This is a genomic window from Streptomyces litchfieldiae, assembly GCF_031845365.1.
Classification (GTDB): domain Bacteria; phylum Actinomycetota; class Actinomycetes; order Streptomycetales; family Streptomycetaceae; genus Streptomyces; species Streptomyces litchfieldiae.
This window is the reverse complement of the sequence record NZ_JAVREL010000005.1, coordinates 268,492-289,467: the sequence shown is the minus strand read 5'-3', so window position 1 is coordinate 289,467 and position 20,976 is coordinate 268,492. Positions and strand designations below refer to the sequence as shown.

General features: G+C 72.7%; 19 protein-coding genes and 1 tRNA gene. 14 read left to right on the top strand and 6 right to left on the bottom strand.

Going from position 1 to position 20,976, the window contains the following annotated elements; all coding sequences use genetic code 11:
- The first annotated feature begins 15 nt into the window (after positions 1-15).
- Positions 16-1,305 carry a sensor histidine kinase gene (locus tag RM590_RS12035; RefSeq protein WP_311704468.1) on the top strand — a complete coding sequence of 430 codons (1,290 nt, stop codon included), beginning with the start codon at positions 16-18 and terminating at the stop codon, positions 1,303-1,305.
- Between the two features lie 319 nt (positions 1,306-1,624).
- Here the strand turns inward: RM590_RS12035 and phoU are convergent, their stop codons facing one another.
- Entirely contained in the window at positions 1,625-2,299 is a 675-nt protein-coding gene (gene phoU / locus RM590_RS12030; RefSeq protein WP_311704467.1) for a phosphate signaling complex protein PhoU, read from the bottom strand.
- 182 nt (positions 2,300-2,481) lie between these two features.
- Between phoU and RM590_RS12025 the strand changes: the two genes are divergently transcribed.
- Both RM590_RS12025 and RM590_RS12020 read left to right on the top strand, forming a co-directional pair.
- Positions 2,482-3,798: a sensor histidine kinase gene (locus tag RM590_RS12025; protein ID WP_311704466.1), complete on the top strand. Its 1,317-nt coding sequence runs from the start codon at positions 2,482-2,484 to the stop codon at positions 3,796-3,798.
- Entirely contained in the window at positions 3,795-4,475 is a 681-nt protein-coding gene (locus RM590_RS12020; RefSeq protein ID WP_049563925.1) for a response regulator transcription factor, read from the top strand. The genes RM590_RS12025 and RM590_RS12020 overlap by 4 nt, the downstream gene beginning before the upstream one ends.
- A 321-nt stretch (positions 4,476-4,796) precedes the next feature.
- On the opposite strand, the gene RM590_RS12015 is transcribed toward RM590_RS12020, so the two are convergent.
- The gene (locus RM590_RS12015) at positions 4,797-5,564 is read right to left on the bottom strand and encodes a DUF461 domain-containing protein (RefSeq protein WP_311704465.1); all 768 of its coding nucleotides are present in this window, start codon (positions 5,562-5,564) and stop codon (positions 4,797-4,799) included.
- Positions 5,565-6,008: 444 nt separating this feature from the next.
- On the opposite strand from RM590_RS12015, the gene RM590_RS12010 reads away from it, so the two are divergent.
- The 8 genes from RM590_RS12010 to RM590_RS11975 all read left to right on the top strand — a co-directional run bounded on the left by RM590_RS12010 (position 6,009) and on the right by RM590_RS11975 (position 13,920).
- Positions 6,009-6,491 (top strand): CarD family transcriptional regulator, encoded by a 483-nt coding sequence (locus RM590_RS12010; RefSeq protein ID WP_049563928.1) that lies wholly within the window; start codon positions 6,009-6,011, stop codon positions 6,489-6,491.
- Between the two features lie 293 nt (positions 6,492-6,784).
- A complete protein-coding gene (gene ispD / locus RM590_RS12005) occupies positions 6,785-7,543 on the top strand; it encodes a 2-C-methyl-D-erythritol 4-phosphate cytidylyltransferase (RefSeq protein ID WP_311704464.1) in 759 nt (252 codons plus the stop codon).
- Entirely contained in the window at positions 7,533-8,027 is a 495-nt protein-coding gene (gene ispF / locus RM590_RS12000) for a 2-C-methyl-D-erythritol 2,4-cyclodiphosphate synthase (protein ID WP_311704463.1), read from the top strand. Before ispD ends, ispF begins: the two co-directional genes overlap by 11 nt.
- Positions 8,028-8,136: 109 nt before the next feature.
- On the top strand, positions 8,137-9,528 hold the full coding sequence (gene cysS / locus RM590_RS11995; RefSeq protein WP_311704462.1) for a cysteine--tRNA ligase: 1,392 nt from the start codon (positions 8,137-8,139) through the stop codon (positions 9,526-9,528).
- A gap of 19 nt (positions 9,529-9,547) precedes the next feature.
- Positions 9,548-10,507: a 23S rRNA (guanosine(2251)-2'-O)-methyltransferase RlmB gene (gene rlmB / locus RM590_RS11990; protein WP_311704461.1), complete on the top strand. Its 960-nt coding sequence runs from the start codon at positions 9,548-9,550 to the stop codon at positions 10,505-10,507.
- A 91-nt stretch (positions 10,508-10,598) separates the two neighbouring features.
- On the top strand, positions 10,599-12,110 hold the full coding sequence (locus tag RM590_RS11985; RefSeq protein ID WP_311704460.1) for a DoxX family membrane protein: 1,512 nt from the start codon (positions 10,599-10,601) through the stop codon (positions 12,108-12,110).
- Positions 12,111-12,193: 83 nt separating this feature from the next.
- Positions 12,194-12,808 (top strand): RNA polymerase sigma factor, encoded by a 615-nt coding sequence (locus tag RM590_RS11980; protein ID WP_311704459.1) that lies wholly within the window; start codon positions 12,194-12,196, stop codon positions 12,806-12,808.
- Positions 12,805-13,920, top strand: coding sequence for a CU044_5270 family protein (locus RM590_RS11975; RefSeq protein ID WP_311704458.1), 1,116 nt, complete (start codon positions 12,805-12,807; stop codon positions 13,918-13,920). Before RM590_RS11980 ends, RM590_RS11975 begins: the two co-directional genes overlap by 4 nt.
- Positions 13,921-13,939: 19 nt before the next feature.
- On the opposite strand, the gene RM590_RS11970 is transcribed toward RM590_RS11975, so the two are convergent.
- The 3 genes from RM590_RS11970 to RM590_RS11960 form a co-directional block, all read right to left on the bottom strand.
- Entirely contained in the window at positions 13,940-14,665 is a 726-nt protein-coding gene (locus tag RM590_RS11970) for a nucleotidyltransferase family protein (RefSeq protein ID WP_311704457.1), read from the bottom strand.
- A gap of 181 nt (positions 14,666-14,846) precedes the next feature.
- Positions 14,847-15,248, bottom strand: coding sequence for a hypothetical protein (locus RM590_RS11965; protein ID WP_311704456.1), 402 nt, complete (start codon positions 15,246-15,248; stop codon positions 14,847-14,849).
- Between the two features lie 208 nt (positions 15,249-15,456).
- On the bottom strand, positions 15,457-16,590 hold the full coding sequence (locus tag RM590_RS11960) for an ABC transporter ATP-binding protein (RefSeq protein WP_311704455.1): 1,134 nt from the start codon (positions 16,588-16,590) through the stop codon (positions 15,457-15,459).
- 251 nt (positions 16,591-16,841) lie between these two features.
- Here RM590_RS11960 and RM590_RS11955 point away from each other — a divergent pair.
- Positions 16,842-16,915: transfer RNA gene (locus tag RM590_RS11955), tRNA-Thr, on the top strand.
- 86 nt (positions 16,916-17,001) lie between these two features.
- Positions 17,002-19,137, top strand: a complete 2,136-nt coding sequence (locus tag RM590_RS11950; RefSeq protein ID WP_311704454.1) for an alpha-galactosidase — start codon at positions 17,002-17,004, stop codon at positions 19,135-19,137.
- A gap of 24 nt (positions 19,138-19,161) precedes the next feature.
- Here the strand turns inward: RM590_RS11950 and RM590_RS11945 are convergent, their stop codons facing one another.
- The gene (locus RM590_RS11945; RefSeq protein ID WP_311704453.1) at positions 19,162-20,166 is read right to left on the bottom strand and encodes a zinc-binding dehydrogenase; all 1,005 of its coding nucleotides are present in this window, start codon (positions 20,164-20,166) and stop codon (positions 19,162-19,164) included.
- Positions 20,167-20,303: 137 nt separating this feature from the next.
- Between RM590_RS11945 and RM590_RS11940 the strand changes: the two genes are divergently transcribed.
- The gene (locus RM590_RS11940; protein WP_311704452.1) at positions 20,304-20,972 is read left to right on the top strand and encodes a pentapeptide repeat-containing protein; all 669 of its coding nucleotides are present in this window, start codon (positions 20,304-20,306) and stop codon (positions 20,970-20,972) included.
- Positions 20,973-20,976 lie beyond the last annotated feature (4 nt).

The following is a 20,976-nucleotide window of genomic DNA, read 5'->3' as shown; positions in this document are numbered from 1 at the left end:
CATAAGCTCAGGCGCATGAGCGACACGGGGGCGTCGGAGACCTGGGAGCACCGCTGGCTGCTGCCCGGCGAGCTGCTGTCCGCCGGGGAGCGGCGCCCGGCCTCGGGAGCCCGTTCCGGCCGGGCTCCCCGCCGCACCGGCCGCGACTGGGTCGTCGACACGGTGGCGTTCGGTTTCGCCGTGCTGCTGTGGGCCGCCCTCCTGCCGGTCGTCGAGGAGGCGGACTACCTCCCGCGGTGGATCGTCCTCCTCGATCCACCGCTGGGCGCCCTCGCCTGCGTCGCCGTGTGGTGGCGCCGCCGCCACCCGCTGCTCCTGGCGCTCGGCCTGCTGCCGGTCGCCACGATCTCCACGACGTTCTTCGGCGCGCTCAGCGTCGCCCTGCTCAACCTCGGCCTGCGCGTTCCCCTGCGCACCGGCCTGCTGGTGGTCCTGGCGCACCTGGCCGCCTCGGCGCCCTACATGCTGGCGTACACCGTGCCGGACGAGGGCGGCTGGAGCACCGTCGCGTTCATCGCGGCGTACATGCTGTTCCTCTTCACCTGGGGCATCGGCATGCGGGTGCGCCGCGAGCTCGTGCTGCGGCTGCGCGCGGACGCCCAGCGGGAACGAGCCGACCACGCCCGGCGGCTGGCCGACGCCCGCCGGACGGAACGGGAGGCCATCGCGCGCGAGATGCACGACGTGCTGGCCCACCGGATCTCGCTGCTCTCGGTGCACTCCGGGGCGCTCGCCTACCGCACCGACAGCGCCACCGGCGGCGCCAAACCGCTGACCGTCCAGGAGATCAGCGACAGCGCCCAGCTCATCCGCGACACCGCGCACCAGGCGCTGGAGGAGCTGCGCGGGGTCCTGACCGTGCTGCGCGGCACCGGCGCGGCCGAGGGCGCGCCACAGCCCGGGATCGAGGACATCGAGGCACTGGTGGCCGAGGCCGCGCGGGCAGGGCAGCGCGTCACGCTCACCCATGACCACGACGCCCGGGCTGCCGCGGCGCTGCGCCGTCCGGTGCAGCGCACGGCCTACCGGGTGGTCCAGGAGGGCCTGACCAACGCGCGCAAGCACGCCCCGGACGCCCCCGTCACCGTGTCCCTCGCCGGGGCCCCCGGCCGCGGGCTCACCGTGACCGTGCGCAATCCGCTCGCCTCCGGCACGGCCGCCGCCGGCGCGGAGATCCCCGGCGCGGGCGCCGGCCTGGCCGGCCTGGAGGAACGGGCCGCGCTCGACGGCGGAACGCTGCGGCACGGCGCCGACGGCGCCACGTTCGAACTGGTCGCGGAGCTGCCCTGGGACCCCGCCGGCTAGCGGACCCCCGGGGCCGGCGGGGTGCTCAGCAGTTACCTCCGCACTGGCAGCTCGAGCCCGACTGGCAGCCGCAGCTACAACCGGAGCCACAGCCGCAGCCGCCCAGCAGCGGCAGCGGACGCCGCTCCAGCGGACGCGCGGGGGCGGGCACGGATATCGGGGCGGGTGAGGCAGGTGAGGCAGCCATGAAATCCCTCCTCGGCAACGAGACTTCCGCAGCCATTCCCGCCGCCACCGGCACCGCGCGTCAACCGCGCGCGACGGGCGCTCGGAAGCACGGCCCGTGCGCCACGGCGCACTCGCGGGCCGGGCCGTGAGGTCAGGCCGTGGTCTCCGGCTCCGGCGTGAACTCGTCCGCGTGCTCGCCGGTGACCAGGTAGACGACCCGCCGGGCGATGGACACCGCGTGGTCGGCGAAGCGCTCGTAGTAACGGCCGAGCAGCGTCACGTCCACCGCCGTCTCGATGCCGTGGTTCCACCGGTCGTCCAGCAGGTGGCTGAACAGCGTCCGGTGCAGCGAGTCCATCTCGTCGTCGTCCTGTTCGAGCTGCATCGCCAGGTCCACGTTCTTGGTGATCAGCACCTCGGTGGCCTTGGCCATCAGCCGCTGGGCGAGCTGCCCCATCTCCAGGATGGTGGCCGACAGGTCGCGCGGCACCGCCGAGTCGGGGAACCGCAGCCGGGCCACCTTCGCGACGTGCTGCGCCAGGTCGCCACAGCGCTCCAGGTCGGCGCTCATCCGCAGCGACATCACGACGATGCGCAGGTCGGTCGCCACCGGCTGCTGCCTGGCCAGCAGGGCTATCGCCGAGTTCTCCAGGTCGCGCTGCATGGTGTCGACCTTGTCGTCCGCGGCTATGACGCTCTCCGCGAGCTTCAGGTCGGCATCCAGCATCGCCGTGGTGGCCCGGCCAATGGCAGACCCGACGAATCGCGCCATTTCGACCAGGTGGTCGCTGATCGCATCAAGCTCTTCGTGATATGCGTCACGCATGACTGTCCTTCCTCACCGGCCGGCGGCAGGTCTGTGTCGTCCGAGGCTCTGCCCGGAAAGCAGCCGCTTCCGCCCCGTCAAGTGAATCATCGCTGTCAGCAAGGTGAACTCTCGCGGGCGGTCGGACGAGCATCTTCGGTCACATCTGTGGCCCACGGGCAAGCCCCGCATAACCTGAGGATATGGACGTGAACGCGGCGGTCGCCGCAGTGGCGGCGATAGCCGGTGTGTGCACCGGCGTCATTGCCATGCTGGCATTCCGTCTCAGTGAGCGCGAACGAACACGTCCGTACGGCGCCCCCCAGCCCGCCGAGGCCGTCCTGCCGCCCGGCGTGGACACGGTGCTGTCGGTCCTGCGCTCCTCGGCCGTCGTCCTCGACGAGGGCGACGGCGTGGTCAAGGCCAGCTCCGCGGCGTACGCGCTCGGCCTGGTCCGCGGCGGCCGGCTGGCCGTGGAGCCGATGCTGAAGATGGCCCGCGACACCCGCCGCGACGGCGAGATACGCGAGCTGGAGCTGGACCTCCCGCGCCGCGGCCGGGGCCTGGGCCGCGCGGACGTGCTGGCCGTCTCCGCCCGCGCCGCCCCGCTCGGCTCCCGCCTGGTGCTGCTGCTGGTCGAGGACCTGACCGAGGCCCGCCGCATCGAGGCCGTCCGCCGCGACTTCGTGGCCAACGTCAGCCACGAGCTCAAGACCCCGGCCGGCGCCCTCTCCCTGCTCTCCGAGGCGGTGCTGGACGCCGCCGACGACCCCGAGGCGGTCACCCGCTTCGCCGGCCGCATGCAGAACGAGGCCGCCCGCCTGACCAACCTCATCCAGGAGCTGATCGACCTCTCCCGGGTCCAGGACAACGACATGCTGTCCAACGCCGAACTGGTGCCCGTCGAGGAGCTGGTCACCGAGGCGATGGACCGCTGCCGCCAGCAGGCCGGCAGCAAGCAGATCACGATCCTCTCGGGCGGCGTCGGCGAGCTCGCCGTCTGGGGGAACCGCGCCCAGCTCGCCGCCGCCCTGGGCAACCTGGTGGAGAACGCGGTCAACTACAGCCCGCCGCACACCCGCGTCGCCATCGCCGGCTCCCGCGTCCCCGCCCAGGGCGGGGACCTGGTCGAGATCGCCGTGACCGACCAGGGCGTCGGCATACCCGAGAGTGACCGGGAGCGCGTCTTCGAGCGCTTCTACCGCGTCGACCCGGCGCGTTCCCGGGCCACCGGCGGCACCGGCCTCGGGCTGGCGATCGTCAAACACGTGGCCGCCTCGCACGGCGGGGAGGTCCAGGTGTGGAGCGCTGAAGGACAGGGCTCCACGTTCACCCTGCGGCTGCCGGAACCCGGCAGCGCGCGGGAACGTCATCTGGCCGCCCGCAGGAAACGCGAGGGCCTCGGTGGCACCCTTCATGAACCGGCCGAGTTCCCCGACAGCGCCGAAGCCGACGCGGTCGCCGGACCGGAGCCACAGCCCACCCGCACCAACGATCCCGCCCGGGAGGTCCTCCCGTGACCCGAGTGCTCGTCGTCGAGGACGAGGAGTCGTTCAGCGACGCTCTGTCGTACATGCTCCGCAAGGAAGGCTTCGAGGTCGCCACCGCGGCCACGGGGCCCGAGGGGCTGGACGAGTTCGAGCGCAACGGCGCCGACCTGGTTCTGCTCGACCTCATGCTGCCGGGCCTGCCCGGCACCGAGGTCTGCCGCCAGTTGAGGGGCCGCTCGAATGTCCCGGTCATCATGGTGACCGCCAAGGACAGCGAAATCGACAAGGTCGTCGGCCTGGAAATAGGGGCCGACGACTACGTGACCAAGCCGTTCTCCTCGCGAGAGCTGGTGGCCCGCATCCGCGCGGTGCTGCGGCGCCGCGGCGAGTCGGAGGAGGAGAGCCCGGCCGCCCTGGAGGCGGGCCCCGTGCGCATGGACGTCGACCGGCACGTGGTCACCGTCTCGGGCCGCAAGGTGGACCTGCCGCTGAAGGAGTTCGACCTGCTGGCGATGCTGCTGCGCAACGCCGGACGGGTGCTGACCCGCATGCAGCTCATCGACCGGGTGTGGGGAGCCGACTACGTCGGCGACACCAAGACCCTGGACGTGCACGTCAAGCGCCTGCGCGCCAAGATCGAGCCCGACCCGGGCGCCCCGCGGTACCTGGTCACCGTGCGCGGTCTCGGCTACAAGTTCGAGCCCTAGGGCCTGTATCGAGTTCCCGGTCGGATCAGCCCGCGGCGTCAGACGCGGTGCCCCCCCAGGCCCTTGGGGGCCTGGGAGGTACCCCCAGCAAGGCACCGGATCGCAGCTCATACCCGGCCGTATTCGCGCGATTCGGCTGGGGGCACCTCCCAGACGGAGTCTGGGGGAGCGGCGAGGTGCCGTGACTGGCGTCGCGGGCCCGGGCGGGAACTCGATACATGCCCTAAGGCGCCGGGCCCAGGGCTCCGGAACGGTCGCCGCCGTACGACAACGGCCGGGGGGCACGCCCCCGGCCGTCGCGTGTGCCGTCGCCCGTGCCGGTCAGTCCTCGACGAGGCCGTCGTCCGCCGGGTCCTCGGAAGCGCTCTCGTCCGGCGTGGTCCCGGTCTCGCCGGTCTCACCGGTGGCGCCCGTCTCACCCGTCTCGCCGTCGGCCGGCTCCCCGGATCCCTCGGTTTCGGTGCCCTCGGTCGCGGCGCCCTCGGTCTCCGCGCCGGGGTCCGCCTCGCCCGAGGGGTCGGCGCCGGCCTCGTCGTCCGCCGGGGGCTCGGGCTCCGCCGGCGCCTCCGGGGTCGGGGTCGCGCCCCAGCCCTCGTAGTGGCCGAACGCGTCGGAGTCGGCGACCACCCGGGCGGACAGGCTGATCTCGCCCGTCTCGCTCAGCAGGAAGACCAGCTTCTGCGCGTTGCCCAGGGCGACGTCCGCCGCGGCCGGGTCCTCCAGCCGCGCGGTCGCGTTGCCCTCGCCGCCCAGCGCCACCGAACCGTGGGCCGGCACGACGACGCGGCTCTCGCCCTCCGCGGGCGTCAGCTCGAAGGCCGTGCCCGAGTCGGCGACCCGGACGGCCTCCAGCACCTGGTCCTCGGCGCTCTCGTTGAACAGCCGGGCGCTGACGGCACCGGGGCCCTCGCCGTCGTCCGCCAGTATCACGTTGACGTTCTGCACCTTGATGTCGTCGACCTGGGCGGCAGCGTTGTCCGGCCGGATTTCGCCGGTCTCGGCGTCATGGCCGGCGCCGCAGGCCGCCAGCGCGGCGATCGAGAGCGCGAAGAAAGCGGCGGTCACGCCGCGTCGAAGGCTGCTGCTCACGGCGGCGGCATCTCCTCGGACAGTCCTGTTGATCTATCGGCCCACAGGGTACCCAAGCCGCTTACCGGGCCTAACGCCGGGCCCCACCTCGGAAGCTGCGGGAAGCTGCGGGAAGCCGCGGCGGAATTGGTGATCAAGGGACTTTCCGTTGATCAATTCATCGAGAGCGGCACTGGTGTCCGGGAGCATTCTGCCAACCATGACAAATCAGACACTTTTCGGCGGTCAACCGACCTTTCTCGTCTTCATCCGGGCGTAGATCCACGAACTGCCCCAGCCGTCAAGACCCGCCCTCACCTGCGGATACCTGCCGGTATGAACCGGTCGAAGCACGCCACAGGCGGCCTTGTCAACCCCCGAGATGGGTCCTGACCTGCGAAAACGTCATTCAAAGGGGCGTCTTTCCGTGTTAGCATGGAGAGCCACGGAAGGGGTACCTGTCACATGACGTTCAAGGTTGGCGACACCGTGGTCTATCCCCATCACGGGGCCGCGCTGATCGAGGCCATCGAAACTCGCCAGATTAAAGGCGTGGACAAGACCTACTTGGTACTGAAGGTCGCCCAGGGTGACCTGGAAGTGCGCGTGCCGGCGGAAAACGCCGAGCTCGTCGGCGTGCGCGATGTGGTCGGGCAGGACGGGCTGGACCGGGTCTTCGAGGTGCTGCGCGCGCCGTATGCCGAAGAGCCGACCAACTGGTCCCGCCGGTACAAGGCGAATCTGGAGAAGCTGGCCTCCGGCGATGTCATCAAGGTCGCGGAAGTCGTGCGTGACCTGTGGCGCCGGGAGCGCGAGCGTGGCCTGTCCGCCGGGGAGAAGCGCATGCTCGCCAAGGCACGGCAGATCCTCGTCAGCGAGCTCGCCCTCGCCGAGGCCACCAACGAGGACAAAGCCGAATCCCTGCTGGACGAGGTTCTCGCCTCCTGATCAGGCACGGCTCCTGAAAGCGCGGCCCACCCATCCTCGAACACTGAACTCGTCGAACACACGGCTTCTCGAACACTCAGTTCGTCAGCGTGCGACAGCCTGCCGCAGCGCCCGGAAGGCATTCCCCGAGTGTCTACGGGCGCTGCCGCATGTACGGATCGTTTTCGGAAGGTGTGCCGGGCCCGTGAAGCTGGCTCGACCGGCCTGTCACGGAAGGGTCCGATCGTGTGGTGCCCGGCACGCTCAGGCCATACCCAACACCACCCTGCAAACAAACCTGCACTCGTCGCCAAATGACAGACACCACATCCAACGCCGCCGCCCGGCTCCCCCGCACCGCCGCCGTCATCCCGGCGGCGGGCAGCGGTGTCCGGCTCGGCCCGGGCGCGCCCAAGGCGCTGCGCCCGCTCAACGGCACCCCGATGCTCGTGCACGCGGTGCGCGCGATGGCCCGCGCCCGGGCCGTCGCGCTCGTCGTCGTGGTGGCCCCGCCCGCCGAGGTCGACGCCGTCCGCTCGCTCCTGGACGAACACCCCCCGCCACCCTCCGTCGACCAAGTCGTGGTCGCCGGGGGCGCGACCCGGCAGGAGTCCGTCAAACGCGGCCTGGCCGTGCTGCCCGAGGACATCGAGGTCGTGCTGGTGCACGACGCCGCCCGGCCGCTGGTCCCGGTGGACACCGTGGACGCGGTGGCCGCCGCCGTGCGGGCCGGCGCGCCCGCCGTGGTGCCCGCCCTCCCGGTGACCGACACGGTGAAGCAGATCGCCGCTCCGGCCGCCGACGGCGGGGTGGAGCCGGTGGTCGGCACGCCGGACCGTTCGCTATTGCGTGCGGTGCAGACGCCCCAGGGCTTCGATCGCGCCACTCTGGTCGAGGCCCATGAGCGACCGGGCGACGGCGACGCCACCGACTGCGCCGGTCTGGTGGAGCGGCTCGGCGTTCCCGTGGTCCTCGTGCCCGGGCACGAGGAGGCGTTCAAGGTGACCCGGCCGCTGGACCTGGTGCTCGCCGAGGCCGTGCTCGCCCGCCGGAGAAAGAACGATGGCTTCTGACACCCCCGCCGCCCTCCGGGTGGGCGTCGGCACCGATGTGCACGCGTTCGAGGAGGGCCGCGCGCTGTGGTGCGCGGGCCTGCACTGGCCGGACGCCTCCTTCGGGCTGGCCGGGCACTCGGACGGGGACGTCGCGGCGCACGCCGCCTGCGACGCGCTGTTCTCCGCCTCGGGCACCGGCGACCTCGGCGAGCACTTCGGCACCGACCGGCCCGAGTGGTCCGGCGCCTCCGGCGTCGCCCTGCTCGGCGAGACGGCCCGTATCGTGCGCGCCGCCGGGTTCGAGATCGGCAACGTCGCGATCCAGGTCATCGGCGTCCGGCCCCGGATCGGCAGCCGCCGCGCGGAGGCGCAGCGAGCGCTGTCCGAGGCGATCGGCGCGCCCGTCTCGGTCTCCGGCACCACGACCGACGGGCTGGGGCTGACCGGGCGCGCCGAGGGGCTGGCCGCGATCGCCACCGCCCTGGTGCTGCCCCGGTCCTGAAGCCGGTCCTGAAGCCGGTGCGCCGTCCGGGCCGTTCGAGACCTTCGGGTACGGCCGGACCCCGTGCCGACAGGCACGGGGGAGGGCCCCGGCCCACTACTCTGGACGCGTGACCCTTCGCCTCTATGACACCGCCGCCCGGAAGATCCGCGACTTCAGCCCCCTCGTGCCGGGCTGTGTCTCGATCTACCTCTGTGGCGCGACGGTGCAGGCGGCCCCGCACATCGGGCACATCCGCTCGGGGCTCAACTTCGACATCATGCGGCGCTGGCTCACCCATCGCGGCTACGAGGTGACGTTCATCAGGAACGTCACCGACATCGATGACAAGATCATCGCCAAGAGCGCCGAGCAGGGCCGCCCGTGGTGGGCCATCGGATTCGAGAACGAGCGCGCGTTCAACGACGCCTACACCGCGCTCGGCTGCCTGCCGCCCACCTATGAACCACGTGCCACCGGCCATGTGCCGGAGATGATCGAGATGATGCGCACCCTGATCGGCCGCGGTCACGCGTATCCGGCCGACGGGAACGTCTACTTCGACGTCCGCAGCTTCCCCGGTTATCTGGAGCTGTCCAACCAGGATCTGGACCATCTGCTCCAGCCCTCCGGCGAGGGCGAGACCGGCAAGCGGGACGCCCGCGACTTCGCCATGTGGAAGGCGGCCAAGCCGGGCGAGCCGAGCTGGGAGACCCCTTGGGGGCGCGGCCGGCCCGGCTGGCACCTGGAGTGCTCGGCGATGGCGCAGAAGTACCTGGGCGCGGCGTTCGACATCCACGGCGGCGGCATCGACCTGATCTTCCCGCACCACGAGAACGAGATCGCCCAGTCCCGGGCGGTGGGGGACGAGTTCGCACGGTACTGGGTGCACAACGCCTGGGTCACCATGAGCGGCGAGAAGATGAGCAAGTCCCTGGGGAACTCGGTGCTCGCCGCCGAGATGCTGAAGCGCTGGCGCCCGGTGGTGCTGCGGTACTACCTGGGCACCCCGCACTACCGCTCCACCATCGAGTACAGCGAGGAGGCGCTGGCCGAGGCCGAGTCCGCGTTCGGCCGCATCGAGGGCTTCCTCCAGCGCGCCGTCGAGCAGGTCGGCGAGTTCGCGCCCGCGGCCGATATGCCGGAGGACTTCGCCACCGCCATGGACGAGGACCTCGGTGTGCCGCAGGCCATGGCCGCTGTCCACATCACGGTCCGGCAGGGCAACGCCGCGCTGGCCGAGGGCGACAAGGAGTCGGTCACCGCGCTGGCCGCCCAGGTGCGCGCCATGCTCGGCGTGCTGGGCCTGGACCCGCTGGCCGCCCCGTGGGCCGCCGCCGGCGGCCGGAGCGAGGAGCTGACCGGCGTGGTGGACACGCTGGTGCGGCTGGTGCTGGCGCAGCGGCAGGCCGCGCGCGAGCGCAAGGACTACGGCACCGCGGACGCCATTCGTGACGAACTCCAGTCCGCCGGCCTGGTGATCGAGGACACTCCCAGCGGTCCCCGCTGGGAACTGAGCTGAAGAAGGAACACACGCACTCATGCCAGGCAACAGCCCCCGGCCCAACCGCCGCACGTCCAACAAGAAGGGGCCTCAGATCGGCAGCGGCGGCCAGCGCCGCCGCGGCCTGAAGGGCAAGGGCCCCACCCCGCCCGCGGAGATGCGCAAGGGGCACCCCAAGCAGCGCGCCGCCGAGGCCAAGTCCCGCAAGCAGGGCGCCGGCCGGCAGGCCGCCGCCCGGCGGGGCGGCAAGGCGCCCTCCGAGATGGTCGTCGGCCGCAACCCGGTGCTGGAGGCGCTGCGCGGCGGCGTGCCCGCCGGGGCGCTGTACGTGCAGCAGTTCCTGGAGACCGACGACCGCGTCACCGACGCGGTGAAGCTCGCCATGGAGCGCGGCGACGTGCACCTGATGGAGGCCCCGCGCGCCGAGCTGGACCGCCTCACCGGCGGGCTGAACCACCAGGGCCTGGTCCTCCAGGTCCCGCCCTACGAGTACGCCCACCCGGACGACCTGACCGACGCGGCGGCCGACGCGGGCCAGGACCCGTTGATCGTCGCACTGGACGGCGTCACCGACCCGCGGAACCTGGGCGCGGTGGTCCGTTCCGCCGCCGCGTTCGGCGGGCACGGCGTGGTGGTGCCCGAGCGGCGCGCGGCGGGCATGACCGCCGGCGCGTGGAAGACGTCCGCGGGCGCGGCGGCGCGTATCCCGGTGGCCCGCGCGACGAATCTGACCCGGGCGCTCCAGGCGTACCAGAAGGCCGGGCTCACCGTGGTCGGCCTGGCCGCCGACGGCGAGGTCGAGCTCGGCGAGGTCGCGGCGCTGTCCGGGCCGGTGGTCGTCGTGGTGGGCAGCGAGGGCAAGGGCCTGTCCCGCCTGGTCGGCGAGACCTGTGACATCCGGGCGCGCATCCCCATGGCCCCGGACGGTGCCGAGAGCCTGAACGCCGGCGTGGCCGCCGGGATCGTTCTCTACGAGGCGGCCCGGCGGCGCCGCTGAGGCCGGGCGGGGGCGGCCGCCGGCGTGCCCTTGACGGGTCGCGGACAGACTTCGGTCAAGGCAGTGTCCTAAGTCTGTGTCACTCGGTTAGATGAGTGTGGACACCAGAACACCCCGCGGCCTGACGATGGACGAGCCGGTGCTGAACACGGTCAAGGTGCCGTGCGACCCCGCCCAGGTCATCGTGAACCACGCCAGTTTCCGGGTGCAGCTCGCCACCCCGCCCCCGGTGAGCATCGCGGTTCCGCCCACCGGCCCGCTGCCCCGGGTGCCCGCGGCGGCCCGCCGGCGTCCGCTCGTGTGGAGTGGGCGGAGCGCGCCGGGCGACGCGGGGGCGGGCACGCTGATCCGCGCGGTGCGCGAGGCCGGGCACGCGCCGGTGGCCGGCGGCGGTGACACGCGGGTGCTGCCGCGGGTGGCGACCGAGAGGGCGCCGGCCCCGGTCGTGAGCCCGCGCCGGCCCCAGCCGCCCGAGCGGGCCGGGACGCCGCCGACCGCGGCCCGGCCGCCGGCCGAGGAGCCCCGGGAGCGGCCCCGCCCGGCCGTTCACGACGGCCGCCAGGCGTACCACCCGGGCCGTCATCTGAGCCTGGGCGTCGTGCTGTTGCCGCTGCGGCTGCTGCTCGGGTTCGTGGCGATCTACGCCGGGATGGGCAAGCTCACGGATCCGGTGTACTTCGACGGCGGCGAGCGCGGCTCGTTGAACGCCTGGCTCAGCTCGCTCCAGCCGTGGAGCGTGGCCGCCCCGCTGCACGACTGGGCGCTCGCCCACCCGGTGGGCGCCGGGCTGAGCGTCGCGTTCACCCAGATCATCGTCGGGGTGCTGACGGTCTTCGGCCTCTGGCAGCGGCTGGCCGCCGGGCTCGGCGCGCTGCTGTCCCTGGCGCTGCTGGTCACCGTGAGCTGGGGGCACGGCCCGGCCTACGACACCCCCGACCTGCTGCTGTGCGCGGCGTGGTCGCCCCTGGTGATCGCCGGTGCCCCGGTCTACTCGCTGGACGCGCGGCTGGCCGGTGAGGCGTGGCGCACGCTGGGGCCACGCGCCCCGTTGAGCGACCTGCGCCACCGGGTGCTGCGCCGGGGGGCGGCGCTGGCCACGCTGCTGCTCGGGCTGGCGCTGCTGATCGGCTCGCTGCTGGGCAGCGCGGTGCGGTCCGCGCAGTTCCCCACGGTCCCCGAGCCCGGTCAGCCCCCGCGCAACCATCTGCCCGGCGAGCCGCTGCCCGGGGAGACCGAGAAGGGCGACGAGCGGGCGGAGGACCGCCCGGCGGACGGCGCCGGTGCCGAGGAGACGCCGAGGACGCCGAACGATCCGGCCGAGGACGCCGCGCCGGACCGCCGGGAGCCCGACGACGCGGGCGAGCCGTCCGCCGAGGACACCCGGGAGGCGGAGTCGCCGAGCGCCGAGCGGACGGTGCCGGCCCCGCAGCAGCCGGCCGAGCCGGCGCCCCGGTCCCCCGCTGAGCAGCAGGGGCAGCAGCCGGCTCCGGCGCCCGCCGCCCCCGACGCGGGGGACGCGGCCGAGCCGGCCGAGGAGAGCGCGCCCGCCGAAGAGGGGGGTGAGGAGAGCAGCCTCAGCCCAATTGGCGGGCTGCTCGGTTAGGTGGCCTCCTCGGTGCATAACGTGTGACAGGCGCCACGGGAACCGGAGCGCGCGACCGGACAAGACGGGGGGTGAGCTATTCCATGCACGCCCGCGTGCGCGACGGTGACCCGGAGGCGTTCCGGGAGCTGTTCACCTCCTACGCACAGCTCGTCTACGGATACGCGGTGCGGGCCACGGGCGATCCCGGCCTGGCCGAGGACGTCGTGTCCCTGACCTTTCTGGAGGCGTGGCGGCTGCGGGGCCGGCTGCGGAACGAGGGCGACACCCCTCGCCCGTGGCTGATGGGCATCGCGGTCAACGTGCTGCGCAACACGACGCGTTCCAAGCGCCGTCATGAGCGGGCCATGGCCCGGCTCCCGGCGCGGGACGCGTTGCCCGACTTCGCCGACGAGCTGGTCGGCCGGCTGGCCGACCAGCAGCAACTGGCCGCCGCCAAGGCCGCGTTGGAGCGCCTGCGGGAGGGCGAGCGGGAGGTGTTCATGCTCTGCGTCTGGTCCGGCCTCGGCTATGCGGAGGCGGCGGCGGCGCTCGGCGTGCGCGTGGGGACGGTCCGGTCCCGGCTGTTCCGGGCCAGGGCGAAGCTGCGCCGGCTCACCGAGGAGGAGTTGCGCGGGGAACCGCTGGCCCCGCGCGGACAAGCACCGGGTGGCCGCCGGGTTCTGGCGGTCCGGTCGAGTGTGGAGAGGCACCCATGATCCGTTCCCCCTGGCGCCGGGGCGAGGACCCCGGCCTCGGAGAGCTGGCCCGGCTGCTGCCCGACCCGGGTGCGCCGGAGCTCCCCGCCGACCGCCGTCTGCTGCTTGAGGAGCATCTGATGCGCGAGATGACGAAGACCTCCGTCGCCCCCTCCTTCCGCCGCCGCATGGTGCTGGTCTCGGTGCCCGTGGCGACCGCCGCGGTCATCGTGGCCGCCGTGACGTTCGCCCGCGCCGGGGACGGCGGGGGCACGGCCGCCGCCTCCGGGTCCACCCTGGCCCGGCTCGCCGCCGCCGCCGCGGCGGTGCCCGAAGTGGAGGTCGGGGACGATCAGTTCATCTACACGGCCGGATCCGTGACGCGCGACATGGGGGGCGCGCCCAACAACGGGGACAACGTGGAACGCGTCGAGCACGGCCCGTACGAGTTCGAGCAGTGGCTGTCTCCGGACGGCGGCGAGGGCTGGTACGTGAACTCGGAGCTGGCCCCGGACGGGCTGCGGGTGGTGACGCCGGATTGGCCGATGGTGGCGGGCGAGGTGGACGGCGAGGTGAACGGCGAGTCCCTCATCGTGCGGGACGGGGACGGGTACCCGATCGCGGAGGCCGTGCCGGACCCCGATCATGTGCCGGGCGTCGGCGGGGAGTTCCCGGCGAATCTGCGACAGCCCTCCTACGACTACCTCCGGGAGCTGACGACCGATCCGGACGCGCTGCTGGGGCAGATCTACGAGGAGAACGGCCAAGCCGACTCCGAGGACCAGGCCGACCAGTGGGCGTTCGAGACCATCGGCGGGATCTTCGAGGACTCCCTCCTGCCGCCGGACCTGAGCGAGGCGCTGTTCCTGGCGATGGACCGGATCCCCGGCGTGACCGTGGGCGCGGGCACCGACGCGGTGGGCCGGGAGGGCGTCGCCGTCAGCCGGGTCGGCGCCGACCTCGGCTACGAGATGACGTACGTCTTCGAGGAGAGCACGGGCGCGCACCTGGGCTCCCGGGCGGTGGAGATCGAGGACGGCCACTTCCACCCCGAGGGCACCGTCTTCACCGATCTCGCCATCACCGAACGGATCGTCGTCGACGGCCTCCCGGCGGTGTCGGGGATTCGGTGACGACGGGACGGACTCGGCCTCAGCCCGCCAGGTCCTTCGCCGCCTGTGCCAGGTCCTTCGCGGTGTCGATGGCCCGCCAGTAGGCGCGCTGCGGCAACGGGAAGCCGGCCAGGCGGCGTTCCCTTGCCAGCCGGGGGAACGTGGTGCGCTCGTGGTCGCCGCGGTCCGGCAGCAGCTTGGTGAACTCGGCCGCGAAGACGTAGACGCCGGCGTTGATCAGGTAGGGCGAGGGCGGTGCCTCGATGAAGTCGAGGACATGGCCGAACTCGTCGGTGTCCACGGCGCCCCAGGGGATCCGGGGCCGGGCCAGCGCCAGGGTGGCGAGGGCGTCGCGCTCGTCGTGGAACGCGGCCATCTCGTGCAGTGAGAAACGGGTCCAGATGTCGCCGTTGGTGGCGAACCACGGCTCGTCGGGGCGGGGCAGCGCGGCGGCGGCGTACTTCAGGCCGCCGCCCCGGCCCAGCGGCTCGCTCTCCACGACGGTGGTGACGCGCAGGGGCAACTCGGTGGAGTCCAGCCACTCCTGAAGCACCTCGGCGAGGTGTCCGCAGGAGATGACGGCGTCGGTGACGCCCTCCGCGGCGAGCCAGGTGAGCTGGTGGCCGATGATCGGCACGCCCGTGCCAGGGATCTCCACCATCGGCTTCGGCCGGTCGTCGGTGTACGGCCGGAGCCGCGAACCCTGGCCGCCGGCCAGGACCACGGCCTGCGTGGGCTGCGGGGCGTCGTGCGGAGCTGCGGTCATACCCGAAGCCTAGGCCCTGTCCGGCCGATCTTGCCGGGCCCGCGCCGCCAGCTACGGCACCTCGCTGCTCCCCCAGCTGACTCCCCCAGGGGAACCCCCATCGACCGACCGGACAGGACCTCATCGTGGATCTGCCTTCGGGCCGTCCGGGCCGGGGCGCGTCGTCCGGCTTCCGCCCCGGTCAGTTGGCCGCGGCCACGCCCGACGCGTACGCGGTGTCGCACACCGGGCGCGCGTGCTGCTGGGCGCGCTGGGCGCTGCCGTACTTCTCCACCGCCGCCTCGCCCAGCGCCCGCGCGATCTCGGCGCAGTGGGGTGCGAGGGAGGGCTCGCGGGTGACGGCCTCCTGGAGGCCGGTCAGGGCGGTGGACGGGTCCTGCTGGCGGAGCGTGGTGACCAGCCGGTCCTTCAGGACGTCCTGCGGCGCCTGCTGCTTCTGCTCGGCGGAGGCGGTGAGCATCTGGGCCTCGGACGGGGCGGCGACCCACGGCACGCGGGTGACGGCCAGCGTCCCGGACAGCACCAGGACGACCGGGAGGGCGACGGCGAGACTTCTGCCGATGGAAAGGAGTGCCTGATTCACGTGACTCTTCCTCGCGAGACGGTGAGGGGCTTGCTGAATCGTAGCGAGGGGTAGTGATTTGGTGACATTGGGCCACCCTCCCGGGTGATGGAGTCACCGATATTCGAATCCGGCGGTTGACGTGCGAAGGGCCGGGTTTCCGCAACGTGTGCGGAAACCCGGCCCGTTGGCCGTTCCGGGCGCCCGGTTCCCCGAGGCCCGGCGGGGCTCAGTCGCTCAGGCGCTCACCGGAGCCGGCGGCGAACACGTGGGTCTCGCCCGGCTTCGGCACGACGTTCAGCTTGGAGCCCTTCTCCGGGACGTCGCGGCTGTCGACGCGGATGACGAGGTCCTTCACGTCGCCGCCGATCTCGGCGGTGCCGTAGACGTAGGCGTCGGCGCCGGTCTCCTCGACGACGTTGACGGTGACCGCGAGGCCCGCCGCCTGCTTCTCGTCGGCCTTGGCCAGGCCGCCGGCCTCGCCGCTGCCGTTGACCACGGCGAAGTGCTCGGGGCGGCAGCCGACGACCACGTGGGTGTCGCCCTTGTTCTGCGCCTCGGTCAGGGCGGTGCGCTCGACGGGCACCACGCTGTTGCCGAACTTCACGCCGCCGTCGGTGATCGGGACCTCGACCAGGTTCATGGCCGGGGAGCCGATGAAGCCCGCGACGAAGAGGTTGGCCGGCTTGTCGTACATGTTGCGCGGGCTGTCCACCTGCTGGAGCAGGCCGTCCTTGAGGACCGCGACCCGGTCACCCATCGTCATGGCCTCGACCTGGTCGTGGGTGACGTAGACGGTGGTGACGCCCAGGCGCCGCTGGAGGCCGGCGATCTGGGTACGGGTCTGGACACGGAGCTTGGCGTCCAGGTTGGACAGCGGCTCGTCCATGAGGAAGACCTGCGGCTCGCGCACGATGGCGCGACCCATGGCGACACGCTGCCGCTGACCACCGGAGAGGGCCTTCGGCTTGCGGTCCAGGTACTCGGTGAGGTCGAGGATCTTGGCGGCCTCCTCGACCTTCTTGCGGATGTCCGCCTTGTTGACGCCGGCGATCTTGAGCGCGAAGCCCATGTTCTGCGCGACGGTCATGTGCGGGTACAGCGCGTAGTTCTGGAACACCATCGCGATGTCCCGGTCCTTCGGCGGGAGGTGGGTGACATCGCGGTCACCGATGCGGATGGCGCCGCCGTTGACGTCCTCCAGGCCCGCGAGCATGCGCAGGGAGGTGGACTTTCCACAGCCGGAGGGGCCGACCAGAACGAGGAACTCGCCGTCCGCGATCTGGATGTCGAGCTGGTCGACGGCGGGGACCTCCGAGCCGGGGTAGACCCGGGTGGCCTTGTCGTAGGTGACCGTAGCCATGACGTCACTTCTCCTTCTACCGGCAGGAACGTGCCGGACGATCCGAGTAGGAAGGTGTTACGGCCATGTATATGGACGCGGAGTGAACCTAACTCGAAACACCCGCGAAAGTCAGTAGCCGGTGAGGAAAAAAACTCATCGCAAGATCATCTTCACGGCCGGTGGCCGCCGGGGCGAAAACCGGCCGACCCGCTGATCGCGCCCGTGTAGGCTGGAGCGGCCGTCGCGGCCGGTAGAGGCCGTGAGTGCCCGCCGCCTTAGCTCAGTTGGCCAGAGCAGCTGTCTTGTAAACAGCAGGTCGTCGGTTCGAGTCCGACAGGCGGCTCCGCCCCTCCCCCGGTGTTGACTGAGCCGGTGCGCGAACATAGAAATATCGCGCAAGTCTCAACAGGATCGATCAGGGGATCTCAGATGCGCGACGAGACCTTCCTCCACCTCCGTGCCGCGGGGACCAGTCTCGTGCTGGACTGTACGGGCAACGGGCTGCCGCGAGTCGTGCACTGGGGCGAGGATCTGGGCGAGCTGTCCCAGGGCGCCCTCGCCGCTCTCACGCGGGCCGGGGTGCCGCAGGTTGCCTCCAACAACGTCGATGTCGTCGTGCCGGTCGGCGTGCTGCCCGAGCACTCCGCCGGGTGGCTGGGCACCCCCGGCCTGACCGGCCACCGGGCCGGCGCCGACTTCTCCACCGCCTTCGCCGTCACCTCCCTCGAAACGGCGGACCGGGCGGTGACCGTCACCGCCGAGGACGTCCGCGCCGAGCTGGAACTGCGGATCGAGATCGAGCTGACCGAGTCCGGGCTGGTGCGCCAGCGCGCCACGGTCACCAGCCAGGCCGAGGCGGGCACGGCGCCGTTCTCGCTGTCCGGCGTGCTGCTCACCCTGCCGGTGCCCGAGCGGGCCACCGAGCTGCTCGACATGACCGGCCGGCACCTGCGGGAACGGACCCCGCAGCGGCACGAGTTCACCATCGGCACGCATCTGCGGGAGAACCGCAAGGGCCGCACCGGCACCGACGCGGCCACCGTTCACGTCGCCGGGGAGCGCGGCTTCGGCTTCCGTTCCGGCGAGGTCTGGGGCCTGCACGTGGCCTGGAGCGGGAACCAGCGCTCGCTGGCCGAACGCACCCACGCCGGCGTCTCGCTGCTCGGCGGCGGCGAGCTGCTGCTGGCGGGCGAGATCGCCCTCGGGCCCGACGAGGCGTACACCACGCCCTGGGTCTACGGCGCTTACGGGCGCACGGGCCTGGACGAGCTGGCGGCGCGGTTCCACGGGTATCTGCGGGGGCGCGAGAGCCACCCGCGTTCGGCCCGCCCGGTGACGCTGAACGTCTGGGAGGCCGTGTACTTCAACCACGACCTCGCCAAGCTCAAGGAACTGGCGGACCTGGCCGCCGAGGTGGGGGCCGAGCGGTTCGTGCTGGACGACGGCTGGTTCCGCGGCCGGCGCGACGACCACGCGGGCCTGGGCGACTGGTACGTGGACGAGGAGGTGTGGCCGGACGGGCTGCACCCGCTGGTCGACCACGTGCGCAAGCACGGGCTCGAATTCGGCCTGTGGGTGGAGCCGGAGATGGTCAACCCCAACTCCGACCTGGCCCGCAGCCACCCCGAGTGGATCCTGGCGACCGGCGACCGGCTGCCGCCGGAGTCCCGCCACCAGCAGGTGCTGGACCTCGGCCACCCGGAGGCGTACGCGTACATCCTGGAACGGCTCGACGCGCTGGTCACCGAGTACGCCCTCACCTATCTCAAGTGGGACCACAACCGCGACCTGGTGGAGGCCGGGCACAGCCCCACCGGGCAGGCCGGCGTGCACGCGCAGACGCACGCCGTGTACCGGCTGCTGGACGAGCTGCGGGCCCGGCACCCCCGGCTGGAGATCGAGTCCTGCTCCTCGGGCGGCGGCCGGGTGGACCTCGGCATCCTGGAGCGCACCGACCGGGTGTGGACCAGCGACTGCATCGACGCGCTGGAGCGGCAGCGGATCCAGCGCTGGACGGGGCTGCTGCTCCCGCCGGAGCTGCTCGGCTCGCACGTGGGCGCCCCGGAGGCGCACACCACCGGCCGGACGCACACGCTGGGCTTCCGGGCCGGGACGGCGCTGTTCGGCCACTTCGGGATCGAGTGGGACCTGACCCGGGCGAGCGAGGCGGACCGTGCCGCGCTCGGCGAGTGGATCAAGCTCTACAAGGAGCTGCGGCCGTTGCTGCACACCGGGACCGTGGTGCGCGGCGACCACCCCGATCCGGCGCTGTGGGTGCACGGCGTGGTGGCGAGCGACGGCGCGCGCGCCGTTTACACGCTGGCGCAGGTGGCCACGAGCGTGGCCTCCCCGCCCGGCCTGGTCCGGCTGCCCGGGCTGGACCCGGACGGGGACTACCGCGTGCGGCCGCTGCCGCCGGGCGATGTGCGGCGCCCGGCCTGGGACGCCCTCGCCTGGTGGGCCGAGGGCGTCACGCTGCCGGGCCGGGTACTGGAGAAGGTGGGCGTCCGGGCCCCGATCCAGTTCCCGGAACGACTGGTGCTGATCGAGGCGGTCCGCGTCTGAGTGCGGTGTTCCCCGGGGGAACGTCTAGGGGATGAGAACGACCTTGCCGATGGTGGCCCGGCTCTCCAGCGCGCGGTGGGCCGCGGCCGCGTCGGCGAGCGGGAAGTGGTGGACCAGCGGCGTCAGGGTGCCCGCGGCCACGTGGGCGAGGGACTCCTCCTCCAGCACCCGCAGGTTCTCCGGCCCGCCGATCTTCTCGAACAGCGGCGGGCCGAGGACCGACTGCGAGACGATCTCGCGTTCGGCCAGCTCCTTCTCGGGCAGGGCGGCCTGCTCGCCGTGGCCGATGCCGGCGGAGACGTAGCCGTAGGTGAGGTGGACACCGCCCGGCGCCAGCAGGCGCATCGCGGTCACCCCGAGCTCGCCGCCGACGCCCTCGAAGACATGGCTGAGGGGGCGGTCGCCGTACGCGGCGCGCACGCGGTCCGCCCAGCCCTCCTGGGCGTAGTCGACGGCGAGATCGGCGCCCAGGCCCCGGACGGCGTCGGCCTTGGCCGGGCCGCCGGCGGCGCCGATGACGGTCGCGCCCCGGTGCTTGGCGTACTGCACGAGCAGCCCCCCGATGCCGCCGGCCGCGGCCAGGACCAGCACGGTGTCGCCGGGGCCGAGCTCGGTGAAGCGGAGGATGCCCATCGTCATCCGGCCGGTGCCGACCATGGCGACGGCCTGGTCCTCGGACACCTCGTCGGGCAGCGGGTGCAGGTTGGCGACGGCGGTGACGGCGCGTTCCGCGTAGCCGCCGGGCACCATGCCGAGGTGCGCGACGACCCGCCGGCCCAGCCAGGACACGGCCACGCCCTCGCCGACCGCGTCGATCGTGCCGGCCACCTCCCGGCCCGGGATGGTGGGCAGTTCGGGCGTGGGGAAACGGCCGCCGACCGGTCCGGCGCGCAGCGCGGTGTCCACCACGTGCACGCCCGCGGCGGCGACGGCGATGCGGACCTGCCCGGGGCCGGGCTCGGGGTCGGGCACCTCCTCGTACCGCAGGTTCTCGGGCGGGCCGAAGGTGTGCAGGCGGATGGCGTGCATGGGCGTCTCCCCGGGGAACGGGCGCCGTGGTCGGCGCGCTGGGCTGGACCCAGCGTGCAACTTCAAGTCCACTTGAAGTCAAACGTGGGTGGCGCCGGCCGGGGGGCGTTGTCAGTGGTGCGCGGCAGGATGGCGCCATGGCGGAACGGAACGCGGTGAAGGCGCCGCGGCCCCCGGTGTTCACCCTGCCCGAGCTGCGGGCGTTCGACGGGGCGGAGCTGGAGGCGGAAGGGGATTACGACGGCGTTGAGTTCGACGGCCTGGATCTGACGGGGACCCAGGCGTCGGGGGCGCGTTTCATGGACTGCGCGCTGCGGCAGTGCGTGCTGGACGAGGCCCGGCTGAAACGGGCCCGGATCATGGACACCGTGCTGGCCGGGGTGCGCGGCGTGGGCACGGACCTGGCGGACGCGCAGTTGCGGGACGTCGAGATCTCCGAGGCGCGGCTGGGCGGGGTGCAGCTCAGCGGGGCCACGCTGACCCGCGTGGTGGTGCGCGGCGGGAAGATCGACTATCTCAACCTGCGGCAGTCCCGGCTGGTGGACGTGGCCTTCGTGGGCTGTGTGCTGGTGGAGCCGGACCTCGGCGGGGCGCGGTGCGAGCGGGTGTCGTTCGAGGACTGCGACGTGCGCGGCGCGGACCTCTCGGCGGCGACGCTGAAGGACGTGGACCTGCGCGGCGCGGTCAGGCTGGAGCTGGCCCGGGGCGTGGACCGGCTGTCCGGCGCGGTGATCAGCCCGGGCCAACTGCTGGATCTGGCACCGCTGTTCGCCGCCGAGCTGGGGGTGCGCGTGGAGAGCCGGTAGCGCG

Bases quoted from the DNA above. Each gene is read 5' to 3' on its own strand.
- RM590_RS12035 (WP_311704468.1), top strand. From the start codon at position 16: ATGAGCGACACGGGGGCGTCGGAGACCTGGGAGCACCGCTGGCTGCTG.
- phoU (WP_311704467.1), bottom strand. From the start codon at position 2,299: ATGCGTGACGCATATCACGAAGAGCTTGATGCGATCAGCGACCACCTG.
- RM590_RS12025 (WP_311704466.1), top strand. From the start codon at position 2,482: ATGGACGTGAACGCGGCGGTCGCCGCAGTGGCGGCGATAGCCGGTGTG.
- RM590_RS12010 (WP_049563928.1), top strand. From the start codon at position 6,009: ATGACGTTCAAGGTTGGCGACACCGTGGTCTATCCCCATCACGGGGCC.
- ispD (WP_311704464.1), top strand. From the start codon at position 6,785: ATGACAGACACCACATCCAACGCCGCCGCCCGGCTCCCCCGCACCGCC.
- ispF (WP_311704463.1), top strand. From the start codon at position 7,533: ATGGCTTCTGACACCCCCGCCGCCCTCCGGGTGGGCGTCGGCACCGAT.
- rlmB (WP_311704461.1), top strand. From the start codon at position 9,548: ATGCCAGGCAACAGCCCCCGGCCCAACCGCCGCACGTCCAACAAGAAG.
- RM590_RS11985 (WP_311704460.1), top strand. From the start codon at position 10,599: ATGAGTGTGGACACCAGAACACCCCGCGGCCTGACGATGGACGAGCCG.
- RM590_RS11980 (WP_311704459.1), top strand. From the start codon at position 12,194: ATGCACGCCCGCGTGCGCGACGGTGACCCGGAGGCGTTCCGGGAGCTG.
- RM590_RS11975 (WP_311704458.1), top strand. From the start codon at position 12,805: ATGATCCGTTCCCCCTGGCGCCGGGGCGAGGACCCCGGCCTCGGAGAG.
- RM590_RS11970 (WP_311704457.1), bottom strand. From the start codon at position 14,665: ATGACCGCAGCTCCGCACGACGCCCCGCAGCCCACGCAGGCCGTGGTC.
- RM590_RS11960 (WP_311704455.1), bottom strand. From the start codon at position 16,590: ATGGCTACGGTCACCTACGACAAGGCCACCCGGGTCTACCCCGGCTCG.
- RM590_RS11950 (WP_311704454.1), top strand. From the start codon at position 17,002: ATGCGCGACGAGACCTTCCTCCACCTCCGTGCCGCGGGGACCAGTCTC.
- RM590_RS11945 (WP_311704453.1), bottom strand. From the start codon at position 20,166: ATGCACGCCATCCGCCTGCACACCTTCGGCCCGCCCGAGAACCTGCGG.
- RM590_RS11940 (WP_311704452.1), top strand. From the start codon at position 20,304: ATGGCGGAACGGAACGCGGTGAAGGCGCCGCGGCCCCCGGTGTTCACC.